General features: G+C 64.9%; 24 protein-coding genes. 11 read left to right on the top strand and 13 right to left on the bottom strand.

All coding sequences use genetic code 11. The annotated features are described in order from the left end of the window. Positions 1-39: 39 nt before the first annotated feature. The 4 genes from ACOYW5_RS09485 to ACOYW5_RS09470 form a co-directional block, all read right to left on the bottom strand. Positions 40-1395, bottom strand: a complete 1356-nt coding sequence (locus ACOYW5_RS09485) for an aspartate aminotransferase family protein (RefSeq protein WP_423069002.1) — start codon at positions 1393-1395, stop codon at positions 40-42. 103 nt (positions 1396-1498) lie between these two features. After that, entirely contained in the window at positions 1499-1879 is a 381-nt protein-coding gene (locus tag ACOYW5_RS09480; RefSeq protein WP_423069001.1) for a RidA family protein, read from the bottom strand. Between the two features lie 15 nt (positions 1880-1894). Then, positions 1895-3379, bottom strand: coding sequence for a M81 family metallopeptidase (locus ACOYW5_RS09475; RefSeq protein ID WP_423069000.1), 1485 nt, complete (start codon positions 3377-3379; stop codon positions 1895-1897). After that, positions 3376-4203 (bottom strand): IclR family transcriptional regulator, encoded by an 828-nt coding sequence (locus ACOYW5_RS09470; RefSeq protein ID WP_423068999.1) that lies wholly within the window; start codon positions 4201-4203, stop codon positions 3376-3378. The genes ACOYW5_RS09475 and ACOYW5_RS09470 overlap by 4 nt, the downstream gene beginning before the upstream one ends. Before the next feature lie 197 nt (positions 4204-4400). Here ACOYW5_RS09470 and ACOYW5_RS09465 point away from each other — a divergent pair, with 197 nt between their 5' ends. Both ACOYW5_RS09465 and ACOYW5_RS09460 read left to right on the top strand, forming a co-directional pair. Further along, positions 4401-5699 carry an amino acid aldolase gene (locus ACOYW5_RS09465; protein ID WP_423068998.1) on the top strand — a complete coding sequence of 433 codons (1299 nt, stop codon included), beginning with the start codon at positions 4401-4403 and terminating at the stop codon, positions 5697-5699. 17 nt (positions 5700-5716) lie between these two features. Then, positions 5717-6493, top strand: a complete 777-nt coding sequence (locus ACOYW5_RS09460) for an IclR family transcriptional regulator (RefSeq protein ID WP_423068997.1) — start codon at positions 5717-5719, stop codon at positions 6491-6493. 34 nt (positions 6494-6527) lie between these two features. Here the strand turns inward: ACOYW5_RS09460 and ACOYW5_RS09455 are convergent, their stop codons facing one another. From ACOYW5_RS09455 to ACOYW5_RS09415, 9 genes are all read right to left on the bottom strand, one after another. Continuing rightward, positions 6528-7013, bottom strand: coding sequence for a hypothetical protein (locus ACOYW5_RS09455; protein WP_423068996.1), 486 nt, complete (start codon positions 7011-7013; stop codon positions 6528-6530). Beyond that, complete coding sequence (locus ACOYW5_RS09450) at positions 7010-7471, bottom strand: hypothetical protein (protein ID WP_423068995.1); 462 nt, start codon at positions 7469-7471, stop codon at positions 7010-7012. Before ACOYW5_RS09450 ends, ACOYW5_RS09455 begins: the two co-directional genes overlap by 4 nt. Then, positions 7468-8643: an N-acetylglucosamine-6-phosphate deacetylase gene (locus ACOYW5_RS09445; protein ID WP_423068994.1), complete on the bottom strand. Its 1176-nt coding sequence runs from the start codon at positions 8641-8643 to the stop codon at positions 7468-7470. The genes ACOYW5_RS09450 and ACOYW5_RS09445 overlap by 4 nt, the downstream gene beginning before the upstream one ends. Then, the gene (locus ACOYW5_RS09440) at positions 8640-9401 is read right to left on the bottom strand and encodes an SDR family NAD(P)-dependent oxidoreductase (RefSeq protein WP_423068993.1); all 762 of its coding nucleotides are present in this window, start codon (positions 9399-9401) and stop codon (positions 8640-8642) included. The genes ACOYW5_RS09445 and ACOYW5_RS09440 overlap by 4 nt, the downstream gene beginning before the upstream one ends. Next, complete coding sequence (locus ACOYW5_RS09435) at positions 9398-10234, bottom strand: ABC transporter ATP-binding protein (protein ID WP_423068992.1); 837 nt, start codon at positions 10232-10234, stop codon at positions 9398-9400. The genes ACOYW5_RS09440 and ACOYW5_RS09435 overlap by 4 nt, the downstream gene beginning before the upstream one ends. Next, positions 10231-11214 (bottom strand): ABC transporter ATP-binding protein, encoded by a 984-nt coding sequence (locus ACOYW5_RS09430; protein ID WP_423068991.1) that lies wholly within the window; start codon positions 11212-11214, stop codon positions 10231-10233. The genes ACOYW5_RS09435 and ACOYW5_RS09430 overlap by 4 nt, the downstream gene beginning before the upstream one ends. Next, positions 11211-12086, bottom strand: a complete 876-nt coding sequence (locus ACOYW5_RS09425; RefSeq protein ID WP_423068990.1) for an ABC transporter permease — start codon at positions 12084-12086, stop codon at positions 11211-11213. Before ACOYW5_RS09425 ends, ACOYW5_RS09430 begins: the two co-directional genes overlap by 4 nt. A 10-nt stretch (positions 12087-12096) precedes the next feature. Continuing rightward, entirely contained in the window at positions 12097-13044 is a 948-nt protein-coding gene (locus ACOYW5_RS09420) for an ABC transporter permease (protein ID WP_423068989.1), read from the bottom strand. Between the two features lie 82 nt (positions 13045-13126). Further along, a complete protein-coding gene (locus ACOYW5_RS09415) occupies positions 13127-14650 on the bottom strand; it encodes an ABC transporter substrate-binding protein (protein WP_423068988.1) in 1524 nt (507 codons plus the stop codon). Between the two features lie 416 nt (positions 14651-15066). Between ACOYW5_RS09415 and ACOYW5_RS09410 the strand changes: the two genes are divergently transcribed. The 9 genes from ACOYW5_RS09410 (at position 15067) to ACOYW5_RS09370 (ending at position 22068) form a co-directional block, all read left to right on the top strand. Continuing rightward, positions 15067-16116 (top strand): Gfo/Idh/MocA family protein, encoded by a 1050-nt coding sequence (locus ACOYW5_RS09410; protein ID WP_423068987.1) that lies wholly within the window; start codon positions 15067-15069, stop codon positions 16114-16116. Beyond that, on the top strand, positions 16113-17192 hold the full coding sequence (locus ACOYW5_RS09405; protein WP_423068986.1) for an NAD-dependent epimerase/dehydratase family protein: 1080 nt from the start codon (positions 16113-16115) through the stop codon (positions 17190-17192). Before ACOYW5_RS09410 ends, ACOYW5_RS09405 begins: the two co-directional genes overlap by 4 nt. Before the next feature lie 312 nt (positions 17193-17504). Beyond that, entirely contained in the window at positions 17505-18704 is a 1200-nt protein-coding gene (locus ACOYW5_RS09400; RefSeq protein ID WP_423068985.1) for a tyrosine-type recombinase/integrase, read from the top strand. Beyond that, positions 18701-18967, top strand: coding sequence for a hypothetical protein (locus tag ACOYW5_RS09395; protein ID WP_423068984.1), 267 nt, complete (start codon positions 18701-18703; stop codon positions 18965-18967). The genes ACOYW5_RS09400 and ACOYW5_RS09395 overlap by 4 nt, the downstream gene beginning before the upstream one ends. Beyond that, complete coding sequence (locus tag ACOYW5_RS09390) at positions 18964-19767, top strand: hypothetical protein (protein ID WP_423068983.1); 804 nt, start codon at positions 18964-18966, stop codon at positions 19765-19767. Before ACOYW5_RS09395 ends, ACOYW5_RS09390 begins: the two co-directional genes overlap by 4 nt. Positions 19768-19868: 101 nt before the next feature. Beyond that, positions 19869-20180 carry a helix-turn-helix transcriptional regulator gene (locus ACOYW5_RS09385; RefSeq protein ID WP_423068982.1) on the top strand — a complete coding sequence of 104 codons (312 nt, stop codon included), beginning with the start codon at positions 19869-19871 and terminating at the stop codon, positions 20178-20180. A gap of 195 nt (positions 20181-20375) precedes the next feature. Further along, positions 20376-20771, top strand: a complete 396-nt coding sequence (locus tag ACOYW5_RS09380; protein ID WP_423068981.1) for a winged helix domain-containing protein — start codon at positions 20376-20378, stop codon at positions 20769-20771. Between the two features lie 213 nt (positions 20772-20984). Beyond that, on the top strand, positions 20985-21758 hold the full coding sequence (locus ACOYW5_RS09375) for a hypothetical protein (RefSeq protein WP_423068980.1): 774 nt from the start codon (positions 20985-20987) through the stop codon (positions 21756-21758). Continuing rightward, complete coding sequence (locus ACOYW5_RS09370; protein WP_423068979.1) at positions 21682-22068, top strand: hypothetical protein; 387 nt, start codon at positions 21682-21684, stop codon at positions 22066-22068. Before ACOYW5_RS09375 ends, ACOYW5_RS09370 begins: the two co-directional genes overlap by 77 nt. Positions 22069-22219: the final 151 nt, after the last annotated feature.

The raw sequence follows: 22219 nt of genomic DNA, 5'->3' as shown, positions 1-22219 counted from the left end.
CGTCCTACACGAACAGCGTCCCCGCGCCTACCCACTGAGCTATAGCGTCCCCGCGGCCTTCAGCGCCCGCACCGCGTCATTCATCGCCGCAATGCTCTCGTCGATCACGGCCGCATCGTGCTCGCTCGACAGGAACCACGCGCCGCGCTCGAGCGCCCGCACGCCGCGATAGAGCAGGGCGGTGGTAAGCGCGATGTAGGCCGGCTTGTTCATCTGCGCGAGGTCGCGATAGTTGCGCGCCGGCGCCTCGAGCCCGAGCGCGATGTGGAAAACCTGGCCGAAGCCGACCACCTGCGCCGTGACGCCCTGCCGCGCGAACACCTCGCGGAACCCCTCCATTAGCGCCGTGCCGGACGCGCCGATCTTGTCGTAAACAGCCGGCGTCAGTGAGCGCAGCGTTGCCGCCGTCGCCGCCATGGCGACCGGCTGAGCGTTGTAGGTGCCCCCATGAACCACGCCGCCGGTGGTGAACATGTCGATGAGGTCGGCCCGGCCGGCAATCGCCGCCACCGGGAAACCATTCGCGATGGCCTTGCCGAATGTGGAAATGTCGGGGGTCACACCGAACTTCTCCTGCGCGCCGCCGGGGGCGAGGCGGAAGCCGGTGATGACTTCGTCGAAGATCAGGATGGCGCCGTACTTCGTGCAGGCCGCGCGGACCCCTTCGAGATAACCCGCAGCCGGATGGATCGAGCCCTGGTTGCACATGGCCGCTTCCATGATGACGCCAGCGACATCGCGTTCCCTCAGGTGCGCCTCGAGGATTTCGAGGTCGTTCCACGGCAGCACGGTCAGGTCGTCGGCGCTCTCCGGCAACTGGCCCTTGGAGCCGATCACCGGGATCGGCGCGTTCTCCGGGCCAGCCGAGGCGACGGAGGGCGCGGTGGACCACAGCACGTTGTCGAACCAGCCGTGATAGTGCCCCTCGAACTTGATGATCTTGCGCTTGCCGGTGGCCGCGCGGGCGAGGCGGATCGCAGCCTGGTCGACCTCCGAGCCTGACGACCCAAAACGCATGCGCTCGGCTGACGGCACCATTTCGCACACGAGCCTCGCCGCTTCGGCCTCGATCGCCGTCTGGCCGGCGAACAGGATGCCCTTGTCGATCTGCGATTTCACCGCATCGACCAAGGCCTGCGGCTTGTGGCCGAGGATCATCGGGCCCATGCCGAGGTAATAGTCGATCAGCCGGTTGCCATCGACGTCGTAGAGGTAAGGCCCCTCGCCGCGCTCGAACACCAGCGGGGTCGGCGAGATGTTGAGGCGGAAGTTGCTGTTCACACCGCCCGAGATCCACTGCGCGTGCTTGCGGATCGTCTCAGCCGACTTGTCGAAGCGCAAGAGCTCCGCGGCGTCGTCGGCGGCGGAGGGCGTGGAGGTGGTGAGAACAGACAAGACGGACTCCCTGGGTTCTTGACCTGAAGAGGCCTCACGAGACCGTCGAGTGTAAATGCTCGGCGGTTCCGCGACACGGAAAAACCGCCGGACGGCCGAAAACTCAGCTTTTGCGCGCCACCGCGACGCACTCGATCTCGTAACGGAGCGTCGGCGGCAGGCAGTTTGTTATCGTTGTGCGGGCCGGGAAAGGCGCACTGAAGTACTCGGCGTATAGCTTGTTGAACAAGGGCACGTCCTCGCCGTCGCGTACATAGTTGCGGGTCTGCGCAACATGCGCGAGATCGCTGCCGGCGTCCTCGAGAACCTTGCGCAGGTTCTCGATCGAGCGGCGCATTTCGCCCTCGAAGGTGTCCGAAACAATCTTGCCGGCCGCATCCACCGAGGCCTGGCCGGAGACGAAAATCAGGTCGCCGACCTTGGTGGCGGGGCTGAATGGCAGGTGCGAGCGCGGCGTATCCGGCGCGCTTGGGTATTCGATCATGTCGGCTCCGAAGCTCTAGTTCAGGGGATAGACGTTCGCGCGAACCCGCTCGTAAGGCAGGCTCCTAAGGTCGCTGGTGCAGGGACCCGGCGTGGTGACGGTGAAGCTGCGCCTCTGGATCGGGTTGTAGGCGCGCCGATGCGCAACCGCTGCCTTCACCCCGATCACGTGCAGCTCTTCCGGGATGACCCCCTGCGAGCGGAACTGCCCGAGGTCGAAGGGCGGCGTCTTGCGGCTCGACAGCAGGATCTTGATCCCCTGCGCCTCGACCACAGCCGATGGCCCCATGCTGAAATGCACCCCTTGCATGGCCGCGAGGTGGCTGTTGCGATCTTCGAGCGTGAACTCGCCATCGCTGCGGCTGAGGAGTGTCACTTCGAGCTCCACCGGCCCTGGATCGAGCCGGCTGCCCTTGCCGCCAATGCTGAGCCGCGCCGTGCCGCCGATCGGCACCTCCGCCAGGGCCGCAACCGCAGCCGGATCTGCTATTGCCACCGCCGCGTTGGTTATGCCGTGCCTGAGGAATCCTCGCAGTACCGACGTGCAATCGCCCGGCGCGCCGCCGCCGATATTGTCGCTGGGCTCGACGATGATGTTGGGGCCATCGGGCGCACGGTTCGCTTCTTCAAGCGCGTCGTCCAGCGACCATTCCTGCGGCAGGCCGAGTGGCTGCAGTTCGATAGCCAGCGCCTCCAGCCGGTCTAGCGCCGCGGTTGCATCGGCGTCGCTTCCCGTCGTGGTCACCGAGAAGGCGACACCGACATCGGGGACATCCGAGAAGGCGTAGCCGGCGACGACATTGACGGTCCAGATGTCAAGGTTTTCCGCCTCGATCTGCCGCGCCAGCGCCTCGAGATCGCGCATCGGCCGATCCGCCGTGCCTGTCCCGGTCGGTGGCCAGATGATCGGGGCGTTGCGCGCCAGCATGCGTGGCGCGTGCCCTTCCGTGAGCGTGCGAGCCAGAAGATCCGCCGACCGCACCGCCGCGTCGCGCGCGTCGATATGCGGGTTCTCGCGATAGGCGACGAGGCCGTTGGCCCCGGCCGCCATCGCCGCGGTGAACGTGGCGTGCAGGTCGAAGACACCGAAGGTCGGCAGCTTCGTCGCGCCCGGAATGGCGCGGATGCGGGCCAGCAGCTCGCCCTCGGGATCGACGCTTTCAGTGGTCACCATCGCGCCATGCAGCGACAGCCAGATGCCATCGAGGCCACCCTCGGCGAGCGCCGCGTAAATCCCTTCCTCGAGCTCCTTCCAGAACAGCTCGAATACGGAGTGGTCCGTCGTCCCCGAGGGGAGCGCCGAGAAATCGCTGACCGGCACAACCTGCCAGCCCTCGCGATCCGCCACTTCGAGGAAGCCGTCGAGCGTCGAGCCATCGCCGCGCCGCGCCAGGATCTGCGGGCCGCGATTGATCGTGTATTCGCCGAGCCCGGTGATCTCGTCGACGAAGGTGTGGGTCTCGTGGAACAGGCCCGCGAGCACGATGCGGCGTTGACTCATTTGCTGAACCCAGGCGGCGAATAGTGGGCGGGAAGCTGGCCGGTGATCTCGGCGAGGCTGGCGACGAGGAGCTTGCCCAGCCGCTCGATTTCGGCCGGCTCGAACCGGCTCGACGGTCCGGCGATGCTCACCGCCGCGACGGCCTCGCCAGCGCGATTGAAGATCGGCGCCGCTACACAGGCTCCGCCGACCTCGTTCTCCTCGTATTCGGTGGTCCAGCCGATGGTGCGGCAGCGTTCCAGCACCGCCTCCAGCGCCTCGGGATCGGTGATGGTGCGGTTGGTCGCTGCCGGCAGGTGGCCGATCGAATAGACCAGCCGGCGAAAACCTTCCGGCTTGTGCGCCAGCAGCGCCCGTCCACACGCCGTCGAGTGATAGGCCGCCCGCGTGCCCGCATAGGCCGAGACACGCAGCGACTGGCTGCCCTCGAGACTCTCGATGATCATCGCGTCGGCCGGACCGGGCAGGGCCAGGTTCACCGTCTCCCGCGTCGTGGCGCAGAGTCGCACCAGATGCGGGCGCGCGATCTCGGTGATATCCAGCCGCCGCTCGACCGCCTTGCCATAGACGAGGTGCTGGATGCTGAGCCGGTAGGCGCCGGCCTTCGCGTCGCGCTCGGTGAGCCCTACGTCGACCAGCGCGGTGACGAGGTTGAACGCCGTAGTCTTGGCGAGGCCAGTGCGGCTCGCGAGGTCACGGAGCGTCACCCACTCGCCCGCAGCCATGGCGTCGAGCAGGGCCTTGGCCCGCGCCACCGACTGGATGCGCGCCTCGGCCGCCGGGGCGACAAGCTTGGTCTTTGTCGGGCTGATCGCTCTGGGCATTTCTACGCTCGGCTCGATCCATTCCAACAGGTGGAATGATTGCTGGGGCAGGGTTCGACAGCGATACAACATCACGACCGGTTACGGCGCAAGCCTGCTCTTGCTCATCCTGTATCATGCCGTTGACAGCCCACCTGCGGTTGACATTAGATCATCACCGACGGAACGACCGTCGTTCCATATTGTGGAATAGTATGTTGACGTCTGTCCCTCGCCTCGACCTCGCATCGCTGCGCGACGCGCCACTTGATCCGTTGACCAAAGGGCTGCCCTTCGATGCACCGCCGCTGACGGTCGGCGATGTCGGCAAGCAGGGGTGGAATGTGCTGGCAGGTGACCTGCCGCTGCCGCTCGCAGTGATCCGGGAGGATGTGCTGCGCGCGAACAGCGCCTGGATGCGCGATTTCACCGCCGCAAATGACCTCGTCATCGCCCCGCACGGCAAGACCACGATGTCGCCAGCCCTGTTCGACCTGCAGGTCGCCGACGGTGCCTGGGGCATCACGGTGGCGACGGTGCAGCAGCTGCAGGTGTGCCTGAAGTTCGGCGTCAAGCGGGTGATCATCGCCAACCAGCCGATCGGCCGGCAGGCGATCGATGCCTGTTTCCGCGCCCTGCAGCAGCCGGGCTTCGAACTCTACTGCCTCGCCGATGGTCCCGATGGTGTCGCCATGCTGGCCGAAGGGGGGAAGCGCAACCCGCCTCCATCCGACAACCCGCTACGCGTGCTCGTCGAGATCGGCTTCCTCGGCGGGCGTACCGGGGCGCGGACGCGCGAGATTGCCATGGAGGTTGCGCGTGCCGTAGTTGCGGCCGACGGGTTGGCCCTCGGCGGCTTCGAATGCTTCGAGGGCCTGCTTCCGACGCCGCAGGCAGCCGATGGGCTGATCGACGATGTCGCGGCACTGGCCCAATTGGCGCTGGCCGAGAACCTGTTTGCCGCTGGTCAGCCGGTCGTTGTCAGCGCCGGCGGCACCGCCTTCTTCGACCGTGTCGGCGAGCGTTTCAATGCCACCAATTTCAGCCGGCCGGTGGTGAAGGTGCTGCGCTCCGGCTGCTACCTCACCCACGACTCGATTTCCTACGCCGCCGCCTACGAGCGGATCATCAGTGAGACGACCCTGAACTTGCCCGAGGGACGCCTCGAAGCCGCGCTCGAGGTCTGGGCCTATGTACAGTCGCGCCCCGAGGATGGGCGCCTGATCGTCACCATGGGCAAGCGCGACATCAGCTTCGACGCCGGCATGCCGGTGCCGCTGCGCTGGTACCGGCCGGGTCGGATGACCAAGCCCGAGTCGGTGCCCGAAGGGCACAGGATCGTGGCGCTCAACGACCAGCACGGACATATGGAAATGCCCGAAACGAGCCCGTTGCGACCGGGCGACATGGTGGCCTTCGGCATCGGCCATCCCTGCACGACCTTCGACAAGTGGCAGATGCTGCTGCTGGTGGACGAGAACTATCGCGTGACCGAGGCGCTCAAGACCTTCTTCTGAGGATGGAGATTATGGCGATGCAAAAGCTCGATGGCGACTACATGGTGCAGCCGGTGGTCAAGGCGCTGCAGGTGCTCGACTACGTGACCCGGCAGGGCCACATGGTGACCCTCACCGAGATCGTCCACGAGCTGAAGCTGCCCAAGACCACGGTGTTCCGCTACCTCCAGACGCTGTCGGCGACGGGCTTTCTCGAACATGATATCTGGCACGATCGCTACGGCACCGGCGGCAAGTTCCGCGAGCTGGCGCGGGTCGATCACGACCTCCACGGCTTGCGCGAGTTCGCCCAGCCCGAGATGCGCCTGCTCGTCGACACCTTCCACGAGACCGTCAACCTCGCGGTGCTGTCCAACAGCGAAGTCGTCTATATCGACATGCTGGAGCCCTCGAAGCCGCTCCGCGCCAGCGCCCGCATCGGCCACCGCCATCCGGCCCATTCGACCTCGCTCGGCAAGGCGATGCTCGCCTACCTGCCCGATGCACAACTTGTGCTGCAGCGCGACGGCTCGCTCGAACCGATGACCATCAAGACGCTGACCGAAGTCTCGAAACTCCGCCGCCAGGTGGAGGACGTGCGCCGCCGCGGCTACGCCATCGAGATGGGCGAGAACGAAGACGGGCTGATGTGCATCGGCGTCCCGATCCTCGACCGCGCCGGCTATCCGGTAGCAGCAATGAGCCTCTCCGCGCCGGAACGGCGCATGCGGCCGGAGCGGACGAGCGAGGCCGCGGAAGCGCTCAAGGTCGCCGCGAGCCGGATCTCGCGGCAGTTGGGGGCGGAGGCGGCTTAAGCGCGCTTGGGCGCCAAGCGCACTAGCCCGGCGACTAGACCTTGTGCCCCGGCCACCCCATCAGCAGCTTCACATCCTTCTCGGCTTCCTTCGCCTTGGCCGCATCCTTGAACACGCGCATCACGCAACGCGGCTCGGTGCGGCTGATGACGTCGTAGACGAGGTGGTAGCCGGTCTTGTCCATGATCGGGCCGATCCAGCCGGCGCAGTGGTCGCAGTAGCGGCCCATCGGCTCGGCATCGTTGTCCATGACCTTCGATAGGCTGGGGCAGACATTCATCCGCAATTCGAGGCGATCCTCGTTGCGGTCGATGTCCATGTCGCAGTTTTCCTCGATGTTGATGTGCGTCCAGTACTCGTCCATGCCTTCGAGGCCGCGGGTTTCGATGAGCTCGAGGATGTGCTTTTCCTGGTTCTTCGAGATGGCGAGGAAATAGGCCTGCAACTCGGCCTCGCCCTGCGATTCCAGGAACTTGAAGACCTCGTTGTAGAAGCGGGTGAAGTGGTCGGACGGGATCATGAGGGCGCCCCCATGCGGGGGCGGATCACTTGCCGGCAGGCACCGGGGCCGGTGATCGTGGTTTCGAATGCGAAGGGCGAACCCTCGGCCAGCGCTTCGTTGGTGCGGATGGTCTGGTCGCAAAAATGCGACGACGGCGTGCCGACGAGCTTCGCCACATGGTGCCAGGCGGTGCAGCGACGCACGGTCAGCACGATCTCGTTGCGGCCGATGGCGATGTCGTAGTCGCAATCCTCACGAGAGAAGAAGTGTCGCCAGTGTTCGACCAGCTGCGTCGTGTCGCCGGCGACGAGGTCGTCGTGGATCGAGCGATAGACATCGCGCCCGACCTTGCGGAAGATCTCGTCCAGCGCCGCGATGCCATAACGTGCGATGATGAAATCGATCGTAGTGTTGGTCGCACCGTGGAAGTCGAGGTGAACCTCGCCATCTTCGGCGTAGCGCAGTGTCTCGCTCATGCAGATTGCCTCCACAATTCCTTGCCGCCGACCCAGGTCGCCGTGACGGCTAGCGTCGTGCGGTCGAGCACGGCGAAATCTGCCAGCTTGCCGACCTCGAGGCTGCCCAGATCGCGCTCCATCCCCAGCACGCGGGCAGGGACAAGGCTGGTGGCGTTCGCGACCCGGGCCAGGTCCTTGCCCGAGAACTTCAGATAGTTCCGCATGGCTTCGTCGGGCGTCAGCGACGACCCACAGAGCCCGCCACCTTTTTGTTCCCGCACGGCTTTCCCCGGTGCGCTGGTGACGACGTAGCCTGGATAGAACTCGAATGTCGCGCCCGGCGTGCCGGCATATTTCATTGCGTCGGTTTCGAGGAATACCCGGTCGGCAGGCAGTTGTGCCAGCAGCCGCACCAGTTGCGGATCGACATGGATGCCGTCGCAGATCAGCCCCAGCGCCAGCGTCGGCTCGGCGATCAGCGCGTCTGTCAGCGAGACCACATGCACGCCCATATTGCCCGGCGGCTCGGTCGGCATGACATTGTACATATGGGTGACCGCATCGATCCCCCAGCTCACATAACGCGGTATGTCCTCCGCTCGGGCGCGGCTGTGGCCGAAGTGGATCGAGACACCGGCCGCCTTCAGCGTCCTGATAAAGCCCTCGGCGCCCGGTTTCTCCGGCGCCAGCGTCACGGCCTTGAGCCGGCCATCGGTGGCGGCGAGCATGCGCTCGGCCAACTCGATGCTGGGGAGCTGGATATTCTCAGGATTGTGCGCGCCAGGCGAGCCAAAGACCGGGCCTTCGCTGTGCACGCCGAGCGCTCGCGCGCCAGTGGCCTCTCTGGTCTGCGCCGAAAGCCTGTTCAGCGTCGGCCCCATATCCTTCGGTGGCAGGCACGAGATCGAGGGGAGGAAGCCGGTCACGCCGTTCTTCAAGAGGATTTGCGAGTTCGCGGCGACCGCGCCCTGCTCGGTGTCGTTGTAGAGATGCTCGCCATAGCCGTGCTGCAGCAGGTCGATGCTGCCGGGGAACAGGATTGCTCCACTGCCGTCGATCACCTGCCAGCCTTCCCCGACTGCTGTACCTGCGGGCACCAGCCCGGCGATCCGCTCGCCCACCATTAGCAGGTCGCTGGCGACCTCCGCGCTGGGGGTTACTGCCGTGACATTGGTCCAGCGGGTCTTCACGGCTCCGGTTCCCACGACATCTGGTTGGCAAGAATGCCGCCGTCGACATAGAGCATCTGCCCGGTGATGTAGCGGGCGGCTGGCGAGGCGAGGAACACTGCCGCGCCGCCGATATCGTCGGGCATGCCGACGCGGCCGAGCGGGATCTGGCGTTCGAGGGCAGGGCGGACGCCCGGCGCCGCCAGCCCTTTCGCGGACAGCGGCGTCTCGACGATCCCCGGTCCGATGCCGTTGACGCGGATGCCGCGCTCGGCGAGCGTGACCGCAAGGTTGCGGACCAGCATCAGCACCGCGCCTTTCGAAGTGTCGTAGACGACGCTGTTCTTTTCGGCCGCCAGTGAGTTGGTCGAGCCGGTGCAGATGATGCTCGGGTTCTCCTGCCCCAGCGCCAGACCTTTGACGAAGGCTTGCGCGGCGAACAGGTAGCCTTTCACGTTGAGATTGAAGGTGCGGTCGAACACCGCCTCGGTGAGGTCGTCGAAATTGGTGTCGAGGTAGGTGCCGGCGTTGTTGACCAGCGTATCGAGCCGCCCGAGCTTTTCACGCGCCGCGGCGACGAAGCCCTGCGCACCGGCCACCGTCGAGAGATCGGCCTGCACGAAATGGCACTCGGTCAGCTCGCCGAGGCGCTCGGCCGCGCCGCCATCGTCGGCGAGGTGCGAGTTGATCACGAGGCGGGCACCGTCGCGTGCAAAGGCCTCCGCCATGGCATAGCCGATGCCAGTGGTAGAACCTGTTATGGCGACGCACTGGCTCATGCGAGCGCGTTCCCGGCGAGGCCGCTCTCGACGCTGAGGATGGCGCCGACGAGAGCCTGCGTCGCTTCCGCCTGGGGGTTGCGGAACAGGTCGAGCGGCCGGCCGACCTCGACGATCTTGCCTGATGACATGACGTAGACCTTGCTGGTCGTGTAGGCGACCACCGACAGGTCGTGGGCGATGAAGACGAGGCTAAGCCCGAGATCGCGGACGAGGTCCTTGAGGAGGTTCAGCACCTGGGCCTGGATCGAAACGTCGAGGGCCGAGACCGGCTCGTCGGCGATCAGGACGCGCGGGTTGGGCATCAGGGCGCGGGCTATTGCGATGCGCTGGAGCTGCCCGCCGGAGAATTCGTGCGGGAAGCGTTCGAGCGCACTCTTCTGCAGCCCGACCTGGTCGAGCACTTCGAGCACCCGCGCCGCGTGGTCGCCCTCGATCTTGAGGCTCCGCAGCGGCTCGAGCAGGGCCGTGCCGACGCGCATGCGCGGATCGAGCGAGGAGCGCGGGTTCTGCAGCACCACCTGCACCGAGCGGCGGAACAGCTTGCGTTCGGCTTCGGTGCCGGACCAGACATCGGTGCCGTCATAGAGCACGTGCCCGTCGTGTGGCTTCTCGACGCCGGTCAGCATGCGCGTGAGCGTCGTCTTGCCCGAGCCGGATTCGCCGACGAGGCCGACAGCCTCGCCCGGCCGCACGGCGAAATCGATGTTCTGCAACACCTTGAGGATCGGCTTCGGCGCGAACAGCTTTTGCCGGCGCAGCTTATATTCCTGGTTCAGCTGCCGTACTTCGAGCAGCGGCCTGACATCGCTGGGGAACGGGGTGACGGTCATTGCGCGGCCATCTCGTTCGACGCAGCGACCGGGTGCCAGCAAGCCGCTTTCAGCGTGTCGCCAGTCAGCTCGGGCATCTCTGTCCGGCATTTGTCGGTCGCAGCAGGGCAGCGCGGATTGAAGGCGCAGCCGGTGGGCAGGTCGTGCAGAGGCGGCACCATGCCGGGGATGGAGACAAGCCTCGACGTGCCATCGAGCGCGATATTGTCCATGGTCGGCTGGCTGTCGAGCAGGCCGCGCGTGTAGTGGTGGCGCGGGTTGCGGAACACCTCCTGCACCGGCCCCATCTCGACGATGCGGCCGGCGTACATCACCGCCACCGTGTCGCACATGGCGGCGATGATCGGCAGGTCGTGGGTGATCATCAGCAGCGCCGAACCGCGCTCGTTCACGGCGTTGTTGAGGAGCCGCAGCACCTGCTTCTGCACGGTGACATCGAGCGCCGTGGTCGGCTCGTCGGCTATGATCAGCTGCGGATAGCAGGCCAGCGCCATGGCGATCATGATGCGCTGGCGCTGGCCGCCCGAGATCTCGTGCGGGTAGGCGCGCACCAGCTGCTCGGGCCGCGGCAGCTTCATCTGCGTCATCAGCTCGATAGTCTGCTGTTCCGCCACCTTCCTGCTGACGCCGGTGTGCTTGCGGATCACCCAGCTGATCTGGTCACCAACCCGGCGCACCGGGTTGAGCGACGACAGCGGATCCTGGAACACCATCGACAGCGTGCGTCCGCGCCGGTTCGCCAGCGCCTTGTCCGACAGCGTGACGAGGTCGACGCCGTCGTGCAGCACGGAGCCATGCGTGCCCCAGCCCATCGGGAGGAGGCCCATCAGCGCCAGCGCCGTCATCGACTTGCCGGAGCCACTCTCGCCCACGAGCCCCATTCGGCCGCCGGACGGAATGGAGAACGAAACGCCGCGCACGGCGCTGACATCGCCATTGCCGACAACGAGGTCACGGACTTCGATTGCGGGGGCGGTCATGCGCCCCTCCGCTTCAGCTTGGGGTCGAGCACATCGCGGAGGCCATCGCCGAGGAGGTTCAGCCCCAGGACGACGAAGACGATGGCCAGCCCGGGCCAGATGGCGAGCGGCGAGGAGATGCCCACCGTTTGCTGCGCCTCGTTGAGCATCATCCCCCACGAAATCGACGGCCGCGTCACGCCGACACCGAGATAGGAGAGGCCGGCTTCGGTGAGGATCCCGGCGGCGAAGAACAGGGTGAACTGCACGATCATCACGCCGGCGATGTTGGGGATGACGTGGCGCGCGAGGATGAACAGCTTGCCACGACCGTAAAGCTTGGCCGACGTGATGAAATCCTCCTGCAGCACGCCCATCGCCGCCGAGCGGATGACGCGCGTGAAGGAGGGGGTGAAGAACGCTGCGAGCGCGAGGATGGTGGTCAGCGCGCCCGAGCCCATGGTTGCTGCCAGCACGAGCGCCGTCACCATGCCGGGGATCGACAGCATGATGTCGGCGCCGCGCGAGATCATCTCGTCGGCGAACTTGCCGTAGGCCGCCGCGACGAGCCCGGAGATAGTCCCGAGCAGCAGCGCGATCGAGGCGCCACCCGCACCGACGAGGATCGAGGTCCGCGCGCCCACCATCAACTGGGCGATGATATCGCGGCCGAGCCCGTCGGTGCCGAGCCAGTGGTCGGGCGAGAACGGCGGCAGCATGCGGGCCTTGATGTTGGGAATGTTTGGGTTCGACGGCAGCCACACATAGGACACCAGCGCCACGGCGAGGAAGCCGAGCGTCAGCACCAGCCCGACGGCCAGCGAGGCATTGAGATCGAGCCGGCGGCGACGGGATTTCGGCGCAGCGAGCAGAGGGGCAGCGGTGTCGGTCATCTGCGCTCCCTCACGTCGCGTTGCGGATACGTGGGTCGAGGATGCCGTAAAGCAGGTCGACCACGAAATTTACGAAGATGACGAAAACGATGATCAGCATCACCGTCGACTGCACCACGATCACCTCGCGCGCCGCGACATTGGCGAGGATCATGCGGCTGAGCCCGGGCAGAGAGAACACCATCTCGATGATCACGGTGCCGCCGATGAGCTCGGCGATCTGGAGGCCCACGATAGTGACGATGGGGAGGGCTGCATTGCGCAGCCCCACGTTCAGCAGCGCCTGCGTCCGCGTCATGCCGACAGCGCGGGCGGTGCGCACATAGTCCTGATTCATCACGTCGAGCACGGCGGAGCGCACGTAGCGGATCAGCACCGCGGCCATGATCAGGCCGAGCGACAGCACCGGCAGCACCAGCGAGCGGATGGCGCCGACCCAACTCTGCGACCAGTCGATCCAGCCGCCGGTCGGCAGCCAGCCCAGCCGCACGCCGAACAGTACGGAGAGCAGGATGCCAGCCCAGAACACCGGAACGGCGATGCCGATCTGGCTGACCAGCGCCAGGATGGCGCCGGACGGCTTGCCCACATTGCGCGCTGCGATCGTGCCGACCGGAATGGCGATGATGAGGCCGAGGATCAGGCCGGAAAGGGCAAGCGGCACGGAGACGCTCAGCCGGTCGGTCACGAGCTCGGCGACCGCTTCCTTGGTGCGGAAGGACTGGCCGAGATCGCCGGTGAACATCTTGCCGATCCAGTCGAAATACTGGACCGGCAGCGGCCTATCGAGCCCATAGGTATGGGCCAGCGCGTTGATCGCTTCGGCGGTCGCGTCCTTGCCGAGGACGATGGCGGCGACATTGCCGCCGGCGGCGCGAATGAGGAGGAAGATGGCGATCGAGGCGACGAACACCGCGCCGATGAAGAACGCGAGCTTGCGCAGCAGATAGATCGCCATGTCGCCAACTCCCGGGAAAAGTCACGTCACGTCATGCGGGCCGCCAGCGTCGCGCCGCCGGCCCGCGGTTTCAATAGTCAGCTTACCAGTGCAGCTTGCCGATCTCGATGGCGACAAGAACGCGCGGCTCGAGGAAGCCCTTGAGCTCGGCATCAAACAGGCCGACGCCCTTCTTGGCGATCAGCGGCACGATTACGGCATCGTCACGCAGGATCTTGGCGGCTTCCTTCATCTTGGCGAGGTATTCCTCGTCGGTCGGAGCCGCGTCGGCGGCCAGCAGCGCGTCTGTATAGGGCTGGCTGCAGTAGGTGCTCCAGCCGGCCTTGTCCGGGCTCGGGCAGGCCCACTGGGTCGGCTCGGCGTCGCCCGACATCACGGTGATGTCGAACTGCGGCGGACGGCCCTGGAAGATCAGCTGGCTGTAGCGCGCGAGGTCGATCGCGTTGCGGGTAACGTTGAAGCCCGCGCCCTGCATGGACGGGACCATGATGTCGGCCGGCAGCGACAGGTCAGGCACGTCGCTCAGCGAAGCGTATTCGAGCGGGGTCGAGGCAAAGGCCGGGGCCGCGGCCATGGCCGCCTCGTAGTCGAACGGATACGGACAGCTTTCGGCGCTTTCGGCCTCATACCAGGGCTGGTTCGGCAGGGCGAAGGTGCAGGTGTTTTCCGCACCCCAGGCTGCACCGAAGGCGTCGTTGAACGACTGGCGGTCGAGCGTCGCGGCAAGCGCCTTGCGCAGTTCGGGATCGAGCTTCTGGTTGAATACCGCGTAGGTCGGCTCCCCGATCTGCGGGTAGGTGACGAGGGTGAACTTCTTGTCGAGTTCGCGCTTGGTCAACTGTTCCCAGAGATCGATCGTGATCACCGGAACGGCGTCGACTTCGCCCGCTTCAAGCGCGTTGAGGCCGGCGGTGCCGTCGGTCACGATGCGTACGGTGGCGGCGGTGATCGTTGGTTTGGTGCCCCAGTATTCGGGGTTCGCCTCGAACTCGAAGGTCGAGTTGGTGGTGTAGGACTTCAGCACATAGGGGCCCGTACCGATCGGGTTGGTGGCGATCGAGCCGGCAGCGTGTTCGGGCTGGATGAGGCCGGCGATCGACCCCATGCCGCGCCAGAAATTCTGGCTGGGCTGCGACAGCGTCACCTTGACGGTCGAGTCGTCGACCTTCTCGATCGACGTTACGGCATTGTAGGCCGACGAGTTGTTGACGACCGGCGAGGCCTTCATTGTGTTGAGCGAGTAGATCACGTCCTCGACGGTCACCGGGGTGCCATCCGAGAAGTTGGTCTTCCTGATCTTGAACTCGTACGTCAGCTTGTCGTCGGAGATGGTCCAGGACTCGGCGACGCCGGGCTCAACCGAGCCGTCCTTGTTGAAGTAGACCAGCGGCTCGACGACGTTTGCCGGGATCCACAGGCGCAGCGCCGTGAGGCCGCTGGTGACATAGTCCAGCGTGCCCGGATCCTGCCGCGCGATCAGCACGACCTTGTTTTCCGCCGCCCGCGGCGAGGCGGCCAGCGCCTCTGCGCCACCGAAGGTCGAGAGCATGATGGCTGCGGCAGCGATGCCGCCGAGGCCTGGCACCAATGTATGTTTCAGTTGCATGTCGGTCAGTCCCTTCCGATTGTCCCTGGTCGTCTCGCGCACCCTCGCAACAGCCCCGCGCCCGGCGCTGCCTCGATGCGGGATGCGTGTTTCTTTTGCATGCCGTGCGTCTGCACACGTCTTAGGCGTATCGTCGCCAGTGTGCGTTTTCCGGGCAAACGTGACCCATTTCCGGAGGACAGGGAAGAAGTTGGGGTTCCGTCGTATGGAACGAAGAGAACGGGATTCTGGCCTTGACGGGTGTTGCCGGCCTGCCGTCAGGTGAGAGTGGCTACCGCCGTCCGGGTCACGGCGTTGGGGCTGGACATGGAGAAAAGTCACATGCCGCAAGCTGTGTACGGAATTGTCGAGCACGATGGTGGTTGGCCCCCCGCCGCGAGGCAGGACACGCTTCGGCATGGAATGAGGGGCCGGGTATGACTGCGAGTTCGGGCGCCCATGTCGCAGTGGTTGGCTGTGGTGCCGTCAGCAGCATATACTATGCGCCCGCGCTGGCGCGTCTTGTTCAGGATGGTCGAGTGCGCCGGGTGACGGCCTTCGATCCGCATGCTGAGCGGGCCCGGGCTTTCGCCAACCTCGCCGGCGCCGAGCTTGTCGAGACGAGCTTTGAAGATCTCCTGACACGCGGCGCCGATCTCCTGATCGTGGCGTCTCCACCTACCCTCCATGCGGCCCAGTCCATCGCAGCCATGGAAGCCGGAATGGATGTTCTATGCGAGAAGCCCGTGGCCACCAGCGCTGCCGAAGCAACTGCAATGATTGATGCGGCGACGCGCACCGTCAGGCGGTTGTTCGCCGGGCAGGTGCGGCGGCAGTTTCCTGCGACCCGGGCTATCGCCGATGTCGTACACTCGGGCCTGCTTGGCGACATCAGGGAAGTCACCTCCTTTGAGGGCGGGCCTTTCGCCTGGCCCATTGCCGGCCCGTCCTATTTTTCGCGCGCATCTTCGGGCGGCGGTGTTCTCCAGGATATCGGCACCCACTGCCTGGATCTGCTGCAGTGGTGGTTTGGCCAGCCTCGCGGCGTCCATTACGAAGATGATGCATTCGGCGGCGTCGAGGCCAACTGCCTGGCCAGGCTTGATTATGGGTCGTTTCAAGCAACAATGCGGCTCAGCCGAGATTGGGCGCGGCCAAACGTCTACCGCATTGTCGGCTCCAAGGGTTGGCTCACCTGGCCCGTCAACGAAGCCCTCAACTTTGATTTTCATCTGGCAGGCAATACGCGTTCCCAGGTGCTGATGGCCGCAGTTCCGGGTTCAAGTCCGGACGATTTCCAGCAGGCCTTCGTCCAGCAAATTCTGGGGGCGATGCCCGCCGGCACGGGCGGCACTGAATTGCAATCGGTGCTTCCGACGATTTCCCTGATCGAGCGCTGCTACACAGATCGCGTGGCGATGCAGCTTCCCTGGCTGGCCCCGGAAGAAGCCGCTCGCGCTGTCGCGCCGCCAAGGGTGCCACGATGATGGAGCGTCTTGCTATTCTCGGTGCCGGCGGGTTCATCGGTAACCGCGCCGTTGAAATGTTGTATCTCGGCGGCAGGCACGAAGTCCGACCCGTCGTGCGCGCCGCACAATCCCTGGCGCTTGCGAGCCGCTTTCCCCTCGAAGGGCGTGTTGCCGACGGTCGCGACGAGGCAGCACTTGCGGAGGCATTTCAAGGCTGCTCCAGCGTTCTTCATGCTATTGCGGGAGACCTTCAAACCATTGTCGGCTCGATTGAGCCCGTCTATCGAGCTGCGCAGGCGGCTGGTGTGAAGCGGATCGTCTATCTGAGTTCGGCCTCGGTTCACGGGCAAAGCCCCGCCCCCAACACCACCGAGCAGACCCCACTCTCGCGCCGTCAGCCGATCGCCTACAACAATGCCAAGGTCGAGGCCGAGGAACGCTTGCTGTCGCTAAGGCAGCAGGGCGGCGTTGAAGTGGTGATCCTGCGCCCGGGCATCGTCCATGGCCCCCGCTCCTTCTGGGTGGGCGGATTTGCCGATGACCTGCTGGCCGGTCAGGCCTATCTGGTGGATGGTGGAGTTGGCATCTGCAACGGCATCTATGTCGATAACCTGGTCCATGCAGTGGCTCTGGCGATCGCTAGCGACATAGCGGACGGCGAGGCCTACCTGCTCGGAGACAGCGAAACCTATAGTTGGCATGACCTGTTGGCGCCGGTCGGAGAAGTGCTCGGTTATCCCTTAGCGGAGCTGCAACCCCCAGTGGCAGAGGAACCGCGCGGTATACTCCGTCGCCTCCTGAACGATGGAACGCTGAAGGGCATCGCCAGGCGGTTCCCCCGGCCGATAAAGGCAGCCCTGAAGGCTGGCATGCGCGAGATGGCCGTTAGCCGGGCAGGGGCGGCGGGGCAGGGCGCAGCATCGGCGCCACCGGTCGCAAGCCTCGAAATGAGCCTGTTGCACCGCTGCGCCTGGAAATTGCAGCACGCCAAGGCAACCAGGGAACTGGGTTATGAGCCTGTCGTCACCTTCCCCGAAGCCCAACGCCGAACCCTTGCATGGCTCCAGTTTGCCGGCTACCCGGTCAATCGTTGAGTTATCCGGGCCTGCTGGCGACCATGGCCGAGCAGGCCTGACCATCAGCTGGCAGTGTCAGCAGTTTTTTGGGTCTTCTCGCTCATTCGCGGGGATTGGCGAACAGAGAAGTGGTGCCAGGGACCGGCATTGAACTGATCAATATGTAGGGTTCAGGTCGGATCAGGTTGTCTCAAAAAGCAGCGCGCCGCACGAGCGCCCCTTGCTGCCCGTCGTGTTTGAGCTATCATGTCGTATCATAGTGAGTTGAGCGGTTGGTCACCATACTACAGATAGTGGGTGGACCAGAGGGTGGACCAGCGGGGGACCTAGTTGCGCGCAACCAATCGACTAAGTGCCAAAGGTGTGGCCGCCCTAGACAAGGGCAAGTTCGCGGACGGAGCGGGCCTATGGCTGGTGAAGCCGGAAAAGTCACGAGGCAAATGGGTGCTGCGCGTGGTTGTTCACGGCCGGCGCCGCGAGATGGGGCTGGGCGCCTTTCCCGCAGTGTCGCTCTCTGAGGCGAGGTCGATGGCGGACAACGCTCGGCAGCGCGTTCGGCTTGGCCAGGATCCTGTCAAGGAGCGGCAGCACCAGAGACGCGAGGCGATACGTAGCCTACACCTACTCAAGGACGTCGCCCAAGACGCATTCGATAGCAGGAAGTCGTCGCTTAAGGGCGACGGCGCCGCTGGGCGCTGGTTCACACCGCTCAAGCTGCACATCCTGCCCTTGTTGGGGAAACTTCCGGTAGGCGACATCGATCAGATCGACGTGAGGGACTGTCTTCAGCCGATCTGGCACGAGAAGGGCGAGACGGCCAGGAAGGCGCTCAATCGGCTCGCCATCGTTCTACGGCATGCAGCGGCCCTTGGGTTGCCAGTTGACCTCCAAGCCACCGAGAAGGCCCGGGCGCTGCTCGGCCAGTCGCGACACAAGTCGCAGAACATCCCCGCGCTAGACTGGCGTGAGGTGCCTGCCTTCTATGCCTCCCTCAATGAAGGGAGCATCGCCCACCTGGCGCTGCGACTGTTGATCCTCACAGGGGTTCGCTCCAATCCATTGAGGCATCTTCGCACTGAACAGATCCAAGGTGATGTCTGGACCATCCCGGCCGAGGCCATGAAGGGCCGAAAGGATGCCACCAGCGATTTCCGGGTTCCTCTGACTTCTGAAGCTCTGTCGATCGTCGAACAGGCGCGCACTCAGTTCGCGCGCGACGGCTTCCTGTTTCCCAACCTCCGCAAAGGTGTGATTTCCGATGCGACGATGAGCCGGCTGATGGAAAGGCGCGACATGGCAGCACGGCCTCACGGGTTTCGATCATCGCTGCGAGACTGGCTTGCGGAAGCCACCGACGCCCCGCGGGAAATTGCGGAAACAGTTTTAGGCCATGTCGCCGGAGGTAAGGTCGAACTGGCGTACCGGCGCACCGACTTCCTCGAGCAGCGTCGGGCGCTACACACGCGGTGGGAGGCCCACGTCACGGGCAAGACAGGCCAGCTGGTGGCGTTGGCGTCTGGGCAGCGATGATGCAGGCGTCTGGCAATCCTGGCGCTTTACCCGAGACGGCGTCGCAGCTTGTCGCCCTGCACTACGCGACGGATCTCCAGCGCGCGCTGGCGGTCGCTGCATGGGTCGTCCTGAAATACGGTGCGGCGTACATTCCTGTCCTCGATCGACTGGAAATAGAGGTCCGTCAGGAGCGCTTGCTGATGGGGCACCGGGAGCGCGCGCTGGTGCTGCTGCAGTCGGTCCTGCCCCACCCTGAGGCACAGGACGAGCTGCGCAAGTGACCAGACAGATTGACCCCGAGCGGGGCACACCGGTTGGGCTCAGTTTCAGAGACGAGGAATGGGAGGCGCTGGACGCGTTGTCGCCCGATACGATGGCCCTTATGCGAGCTGCATGGTGGCTCGCCACGGATCTTGGCCAAACTACCCCCGCAAGCATCCAGCAATGGCGGCGAGCCTATCAACAGCTGATGTCGGCTATCGCGGGCGATAAAGTGCGCGCTTTCGGCGTTGGCGAAGAGGGGGGTAGACCAGATCGAATACCTCCCACTGAGTTCATGGACCTTGAGCCTGTGCTGCTGGGGTTCGAAGACGTTCCCGAGTGCAGAGGTGCAAGGCTGATCTCCACGCCAGGTTGCTCGCCGGAAGAGTGGGAGGATTCGTTCGACGATCGGATTTGGCACAGGTCGGGCGAGCGTTACTGGCGCATCAAAGTGAGCACCGAGGATCTTCACGCGCGGTGGCATCGCGTCGAGGAAGACTGCACCGCCCACGTCGCACCAAAGCCGATGGCCAGACGCAGACCCGTGGCGGCCAGGACCGAGGCGGCGATGCATGCGCTATGGCCACCGCACGGCATTCCACCCGAAAAGGTGGGTCACAAGGACCGGCACACTCAGATCATCGAGTGGCTGGCACGGGCGACATTGTGGCCACCCGATGGAGCCCCGCCGGAGAAGATTGACGAGATTGAGCAGCTAAAGCTGGTCGAGCTCGAAGCAAAGAAAATGACTTCACCGTCGATGCGAAGGGTGTCGACCGTGCTGAGCGAACTAAAGGCCCGTCGTGAACGGGGCGCGTAGCGTCCTCGCGCAATCTCACGCAATTGCGCCAGATTGCACACGCTAGCCGAACGGCATGAGGCATTTGTCCAAGGCGGTATCAGACCGCTGAGGATCGTACCATGCAAACACAGCTGTCCATTACGGCACTCTCCTTGGCCGATCAGCTTAAGGCGACCACCGGCGCCGAAGACCCCTTGCTCGACGTTCGTCAAGTTGCGGCGGTGCGCCATGAGTCTGTACCGACCATCTGGCGTCGCGTCGCAGAAGGCAGCCTGCCGCGCCCCCTGAAACTGGGCAGGCTGTCCAGGTGGCCCCTGAGCGAGGTGCTGGGCAGCATCGAACGCGCGAAGGCCGCGCGCAGCCTCGTCGCCGGCGGCCCTGCTCGTGCATCGAGTGTGCAGCTCTGGGGGGTTAAGCATGCAAACCCCTAGCAAGCGAACGCCCGCCCCTGGGGAGGAGGCGGGCGCTGAGAAATGGGAAATGACTAGCTGCACATCCCGGTATCCGGATACCGCCCCCCTGTTCCAAGTGCAAGGGGAAGCAGCGTCGCGCTCATTCGCCGCGGCGAACAAGATTGCGCTTTTCCCGAACATCGTTGGTTTCGAGCGTGAGTACAGGGTTGCCCCATGAGCATCTCGAGGTTGGTCGTCTGGTACCGCATCCTGCCTAGTGGCATGCCCAGGAAGGTGAAGGGCCGTGTCGCATGGGCGCTTCTTCAGCTCGCCGCCGCGGGACTACGCGGCTGCACGTCGCAATCTACGCCAGCGCCGCACTGGGCCGCCTACGTGCACCGCCTGCGCGAACAGGGACTGCGAGTAGTGACGATCGAGGAGAAGCACGACGGCCCGTTCGCCGTCCGTCACGCTCGGTATGTGCTCGGCGGTCGGGTCGCCGTCGGATCGACCGTTGCCGAGGTCGTTGGCAATGGCAGCTACCACGCCTCGGCCGCTCCAAAGACAGATGGATCGTACCCAGCGCCCGCGCCGTCCGCTGCCACCGGGGCTCAAAATGAGCGAGACTGAAAACCTGATAAAACCTCATATTCTTTTGCATCGCGGGTGCGCGGGCGGGCGCAGGCGCGCGCGCGAGGGGTTTTCCCGATTTCGGGGTGCGCCGTGAGCAACTCGAGAGGCCGCCCCTGGCTGGCATTCTACCCCTCCGATCATCGCGCAGATCCATCCCTTCGGATGTGCTCACTCGCCGCTCGAGGTCTGTGGCTCGAAATGCTCTGCGTAATGCACGAGGCGGAACCGCGTGGCTCGCTCCGCATCAACGACCGTGGGGTTACCTCCTCGCAATTGGCGCTGCTGGCTGGCGCACCGATGGACGAGGTGGCCGCGCTCCTGAATGAACTGGAGGCGGCCGGCGTTTTCAGTCGAGACGACGAGGGCATCATCTTCAGCCGTCGAATGGTGCGCGACGAAGCCAAGTTCCAGAAGCATCGTAGCAACGGCAAGCGGGGCGGAAACCCGCTCCTGCTGCAAGCGGCCAAGCCGCAGGCGCCGCGGGGGGGTAAGGCGCAACTTAACCCTGGGGTTAACCCCAGGGTTAAGGCCCAGAGACCAGATACCAGATACCAGAGTTCTTCTTCGCTTCGCTCAGAAGAACGCGCGGGCGCGTCGAGCCTGTCTCCCAAGGAGTTCGACGCATTTTGGAACGCCTACCCGAACAAGGTGGCCAAGGCAGCTGCTCGGGAGGCGTTCGCTGCAGCTCGCCGCCGGGTTGACGCCATATCGCTGATGAACGGACTCGCTCGTTATCGCGCCAAGCTCGACGAACGACCTTGGTGCAACCCTGCTACCTGGCTCAACCAGGACCGCTGGTCAGACGAGCCGGCTCCGCCGCTGCCCGGGCCACCACCGAACGCTGCATTCGTTGGACGGCGCAGGACCGCTGCCGACGTTCTCTTCGCACCCACCTTGGAGCGCTTAAATGGGCATGATCGAGACACTGAGCCGTCGGGAAGCCGTTGGCCTGCTGCTGGCCAGCTTCCCCGCTTCGGCGACTGACGGGGGCGTCGTGGCGCTGGCCTATCTCGTAGCAACTGAAGGCTTCAGCGACTTTGCGGTGCGGTCCGCTGTCGAGAGCTATATCAAGGGCGCCGTTCCCAATCAGGAGCGGCGCTTTGCACCGTCGGCCGCGCTGTTTGCAGACACCGCCCGAAAGTTCGAGATCGCTCCGTCGACCGTTGACTTCGTAGTCCGACATCCCGCCGCCCTCGAGCACCAGGACTTCCCCGAGAGCTACCGCCTAGAGATGCAGCGGCGCGTGCAGGAGCTATTTCCCAGCTTAACCTCCGCAATGTCGGAAAGTAGCTAGAATGGCGGGATGCCAGTCGGCTCGCAACCGGCAATCGGCCACCAGTCCTGCTATAGAGGATCAACGCTCCGGCGTCTGGTGGGCGATCGGTCGTATGCCGACGGCTGGATCGTGACCGACCGCCTAGCGCGTGAAGGCAGCGCCATGATGC

Origin of the sequence: Devosia sp. CN2-171 (assembly GCF_049354815.1) — a bacterium.
In the GTDB taxonomy this organism is placed as follows: Bacteria; Pseudomonadota; Alphaproteobacteria; order Rhizobiales; family Devosiaceae; genus Devosia_A.
The sequence above is the reverse complement of the archived record's forward strand: the minus strand, read 5'-3'. Positions and strand labels throughout refer to the sequence as shown.

Coding starts and splice junctions, on each gene's coding strand:
- ACOYW5_RS09420 (WP_423068989.1), bottom strand. CDS start 13,044: ATGGCGATCTATCTGCTGCGCAAGCTCGCGTTCTTCATCGGCGCGGTG.
- ACOYW5_RS09410 (WP_423068987.1), top strand. CDS start 15,067: ATGACTGCGAGTTCGGGCGCCCATGTCGCAGTGGTTGGCTGTGGTGCC.
- ACOYW5_RS09385 (WP_423068982.1), top strand. CDS start 19,869: ATGCAAACACAGCTGTCCATTACGGCACTCTCCTTGGCCGATCAGCTT.
- ACOYW5_RS09450 (WP_423068995.1), bottom strand. CDS start 7,471: ATGAGCGAGACACTGCGCTACGCCGAAGATGGCGAGGTTCACCTCGAC.
- ACOYW5_RS09435 (WP_423068992.1), bottom strand. CDS start 10,234: ATGACCGTCACCCCGTTCCCCAGCGATGTCAGGCCGCTGCTCGAAGTA.
- ACOYW5_RS09395 (WP_423068984.1), top strand. CDS start 18,701: ATGATGCAGGCGTCTGGCAATCCTGGCGCTTTACCCGAGACGGCGTCG.
- ACOYW5_RS09405 (WP_423068986.1), top strand. CDS start 16,113: ATGATGGAGCGTCTTGCTATTCTCGGTGCCGGCGGGTTCATCGGTAAC.
- ACOYW5_RS09440 (WP_423068993.1), bottom strand. CDS start 9,401: ATGAGCCAGTGCGTCGCCATAACAGGTTCTACCACTGGCATCGGCTAT.
- ACOYW5_RS09455 (WP_423068996.1), bottom strand. CDS start 7,013: ATGATCCCGTCCGACCACTTCACCCGCTTCTACAACGAGGTCTTCAAG.
- ACOYW5_RS09425 (WP_423068990.1), bottom strand. CDS start 12,086: ATGACCGACACCGCTGCCCCTCTGCTCGCTGCGCCGAAATCCCGTCGC.
- ACOYW5_RS09415 (WP_423068988.1), bottom strand. CDS start 14,650: ATGCAACTGAAACATACATTGGTGCCAGGCCTCGGCGGCATCGCTGCC.
- ACOYW5_RS09370 (WP_423068979.1), top strand. CDS start 21,682: ATGGGCATGATCGAGACACTGAGCCGTCGGGAAGCCGTTGGCCTGCTG.
- ACOYW5_RS09380 (WP_423068981.1), top strand. CDS start 20,376: ATGAGCATCTCGAGGTTGGTCGTCTGGTACCGCATCCTGCCTAGTGGC.
- ACOYW5_RS09475 (WP_423069000.1), bottom strand. CDS start 3,379: ATGAGTCAACGCCGCATCGTGCTCGCGGGCCTGTTCCACGAGACCCAC.
- ACOYW5_RS09375 (WP_423068980.1), top strand. CDS start 20,985: ATGCACGAGGCGGAACCGCGTGGCTCGCTCCGCATCAACGACCGTGGG.
- ACOYW5_RS09430 (WP_423068991.1), bottom strand. CDS start 11,214: ATGACCGCCCCCGCAATCGAAGTCCGTGACCTCGTTGTCGGCAATGGC.
- ACOYW5_RS09460 (WP_423068997.1), top strand. CDS start 5,717: ATGCAAAAGCTCGATGGCGACTACATGGTGCAGCCGGTGGTCAAGGCG.
- ACOYW5_RS09480 (WP_423069001.1), bottom strand. CDS start 1,879: ATGATCGAATACCCAAGCGCGCCGGATACGCCGCGCTCGCACCTGCCA.
- ACOYW5_RS09470 (WP_423068999.1), bottom strand. CDS start 4,203: ATGCCCAGAGCGATCAGCCCGACAAAGACCAAGCTTGTCGCCCCGGCG.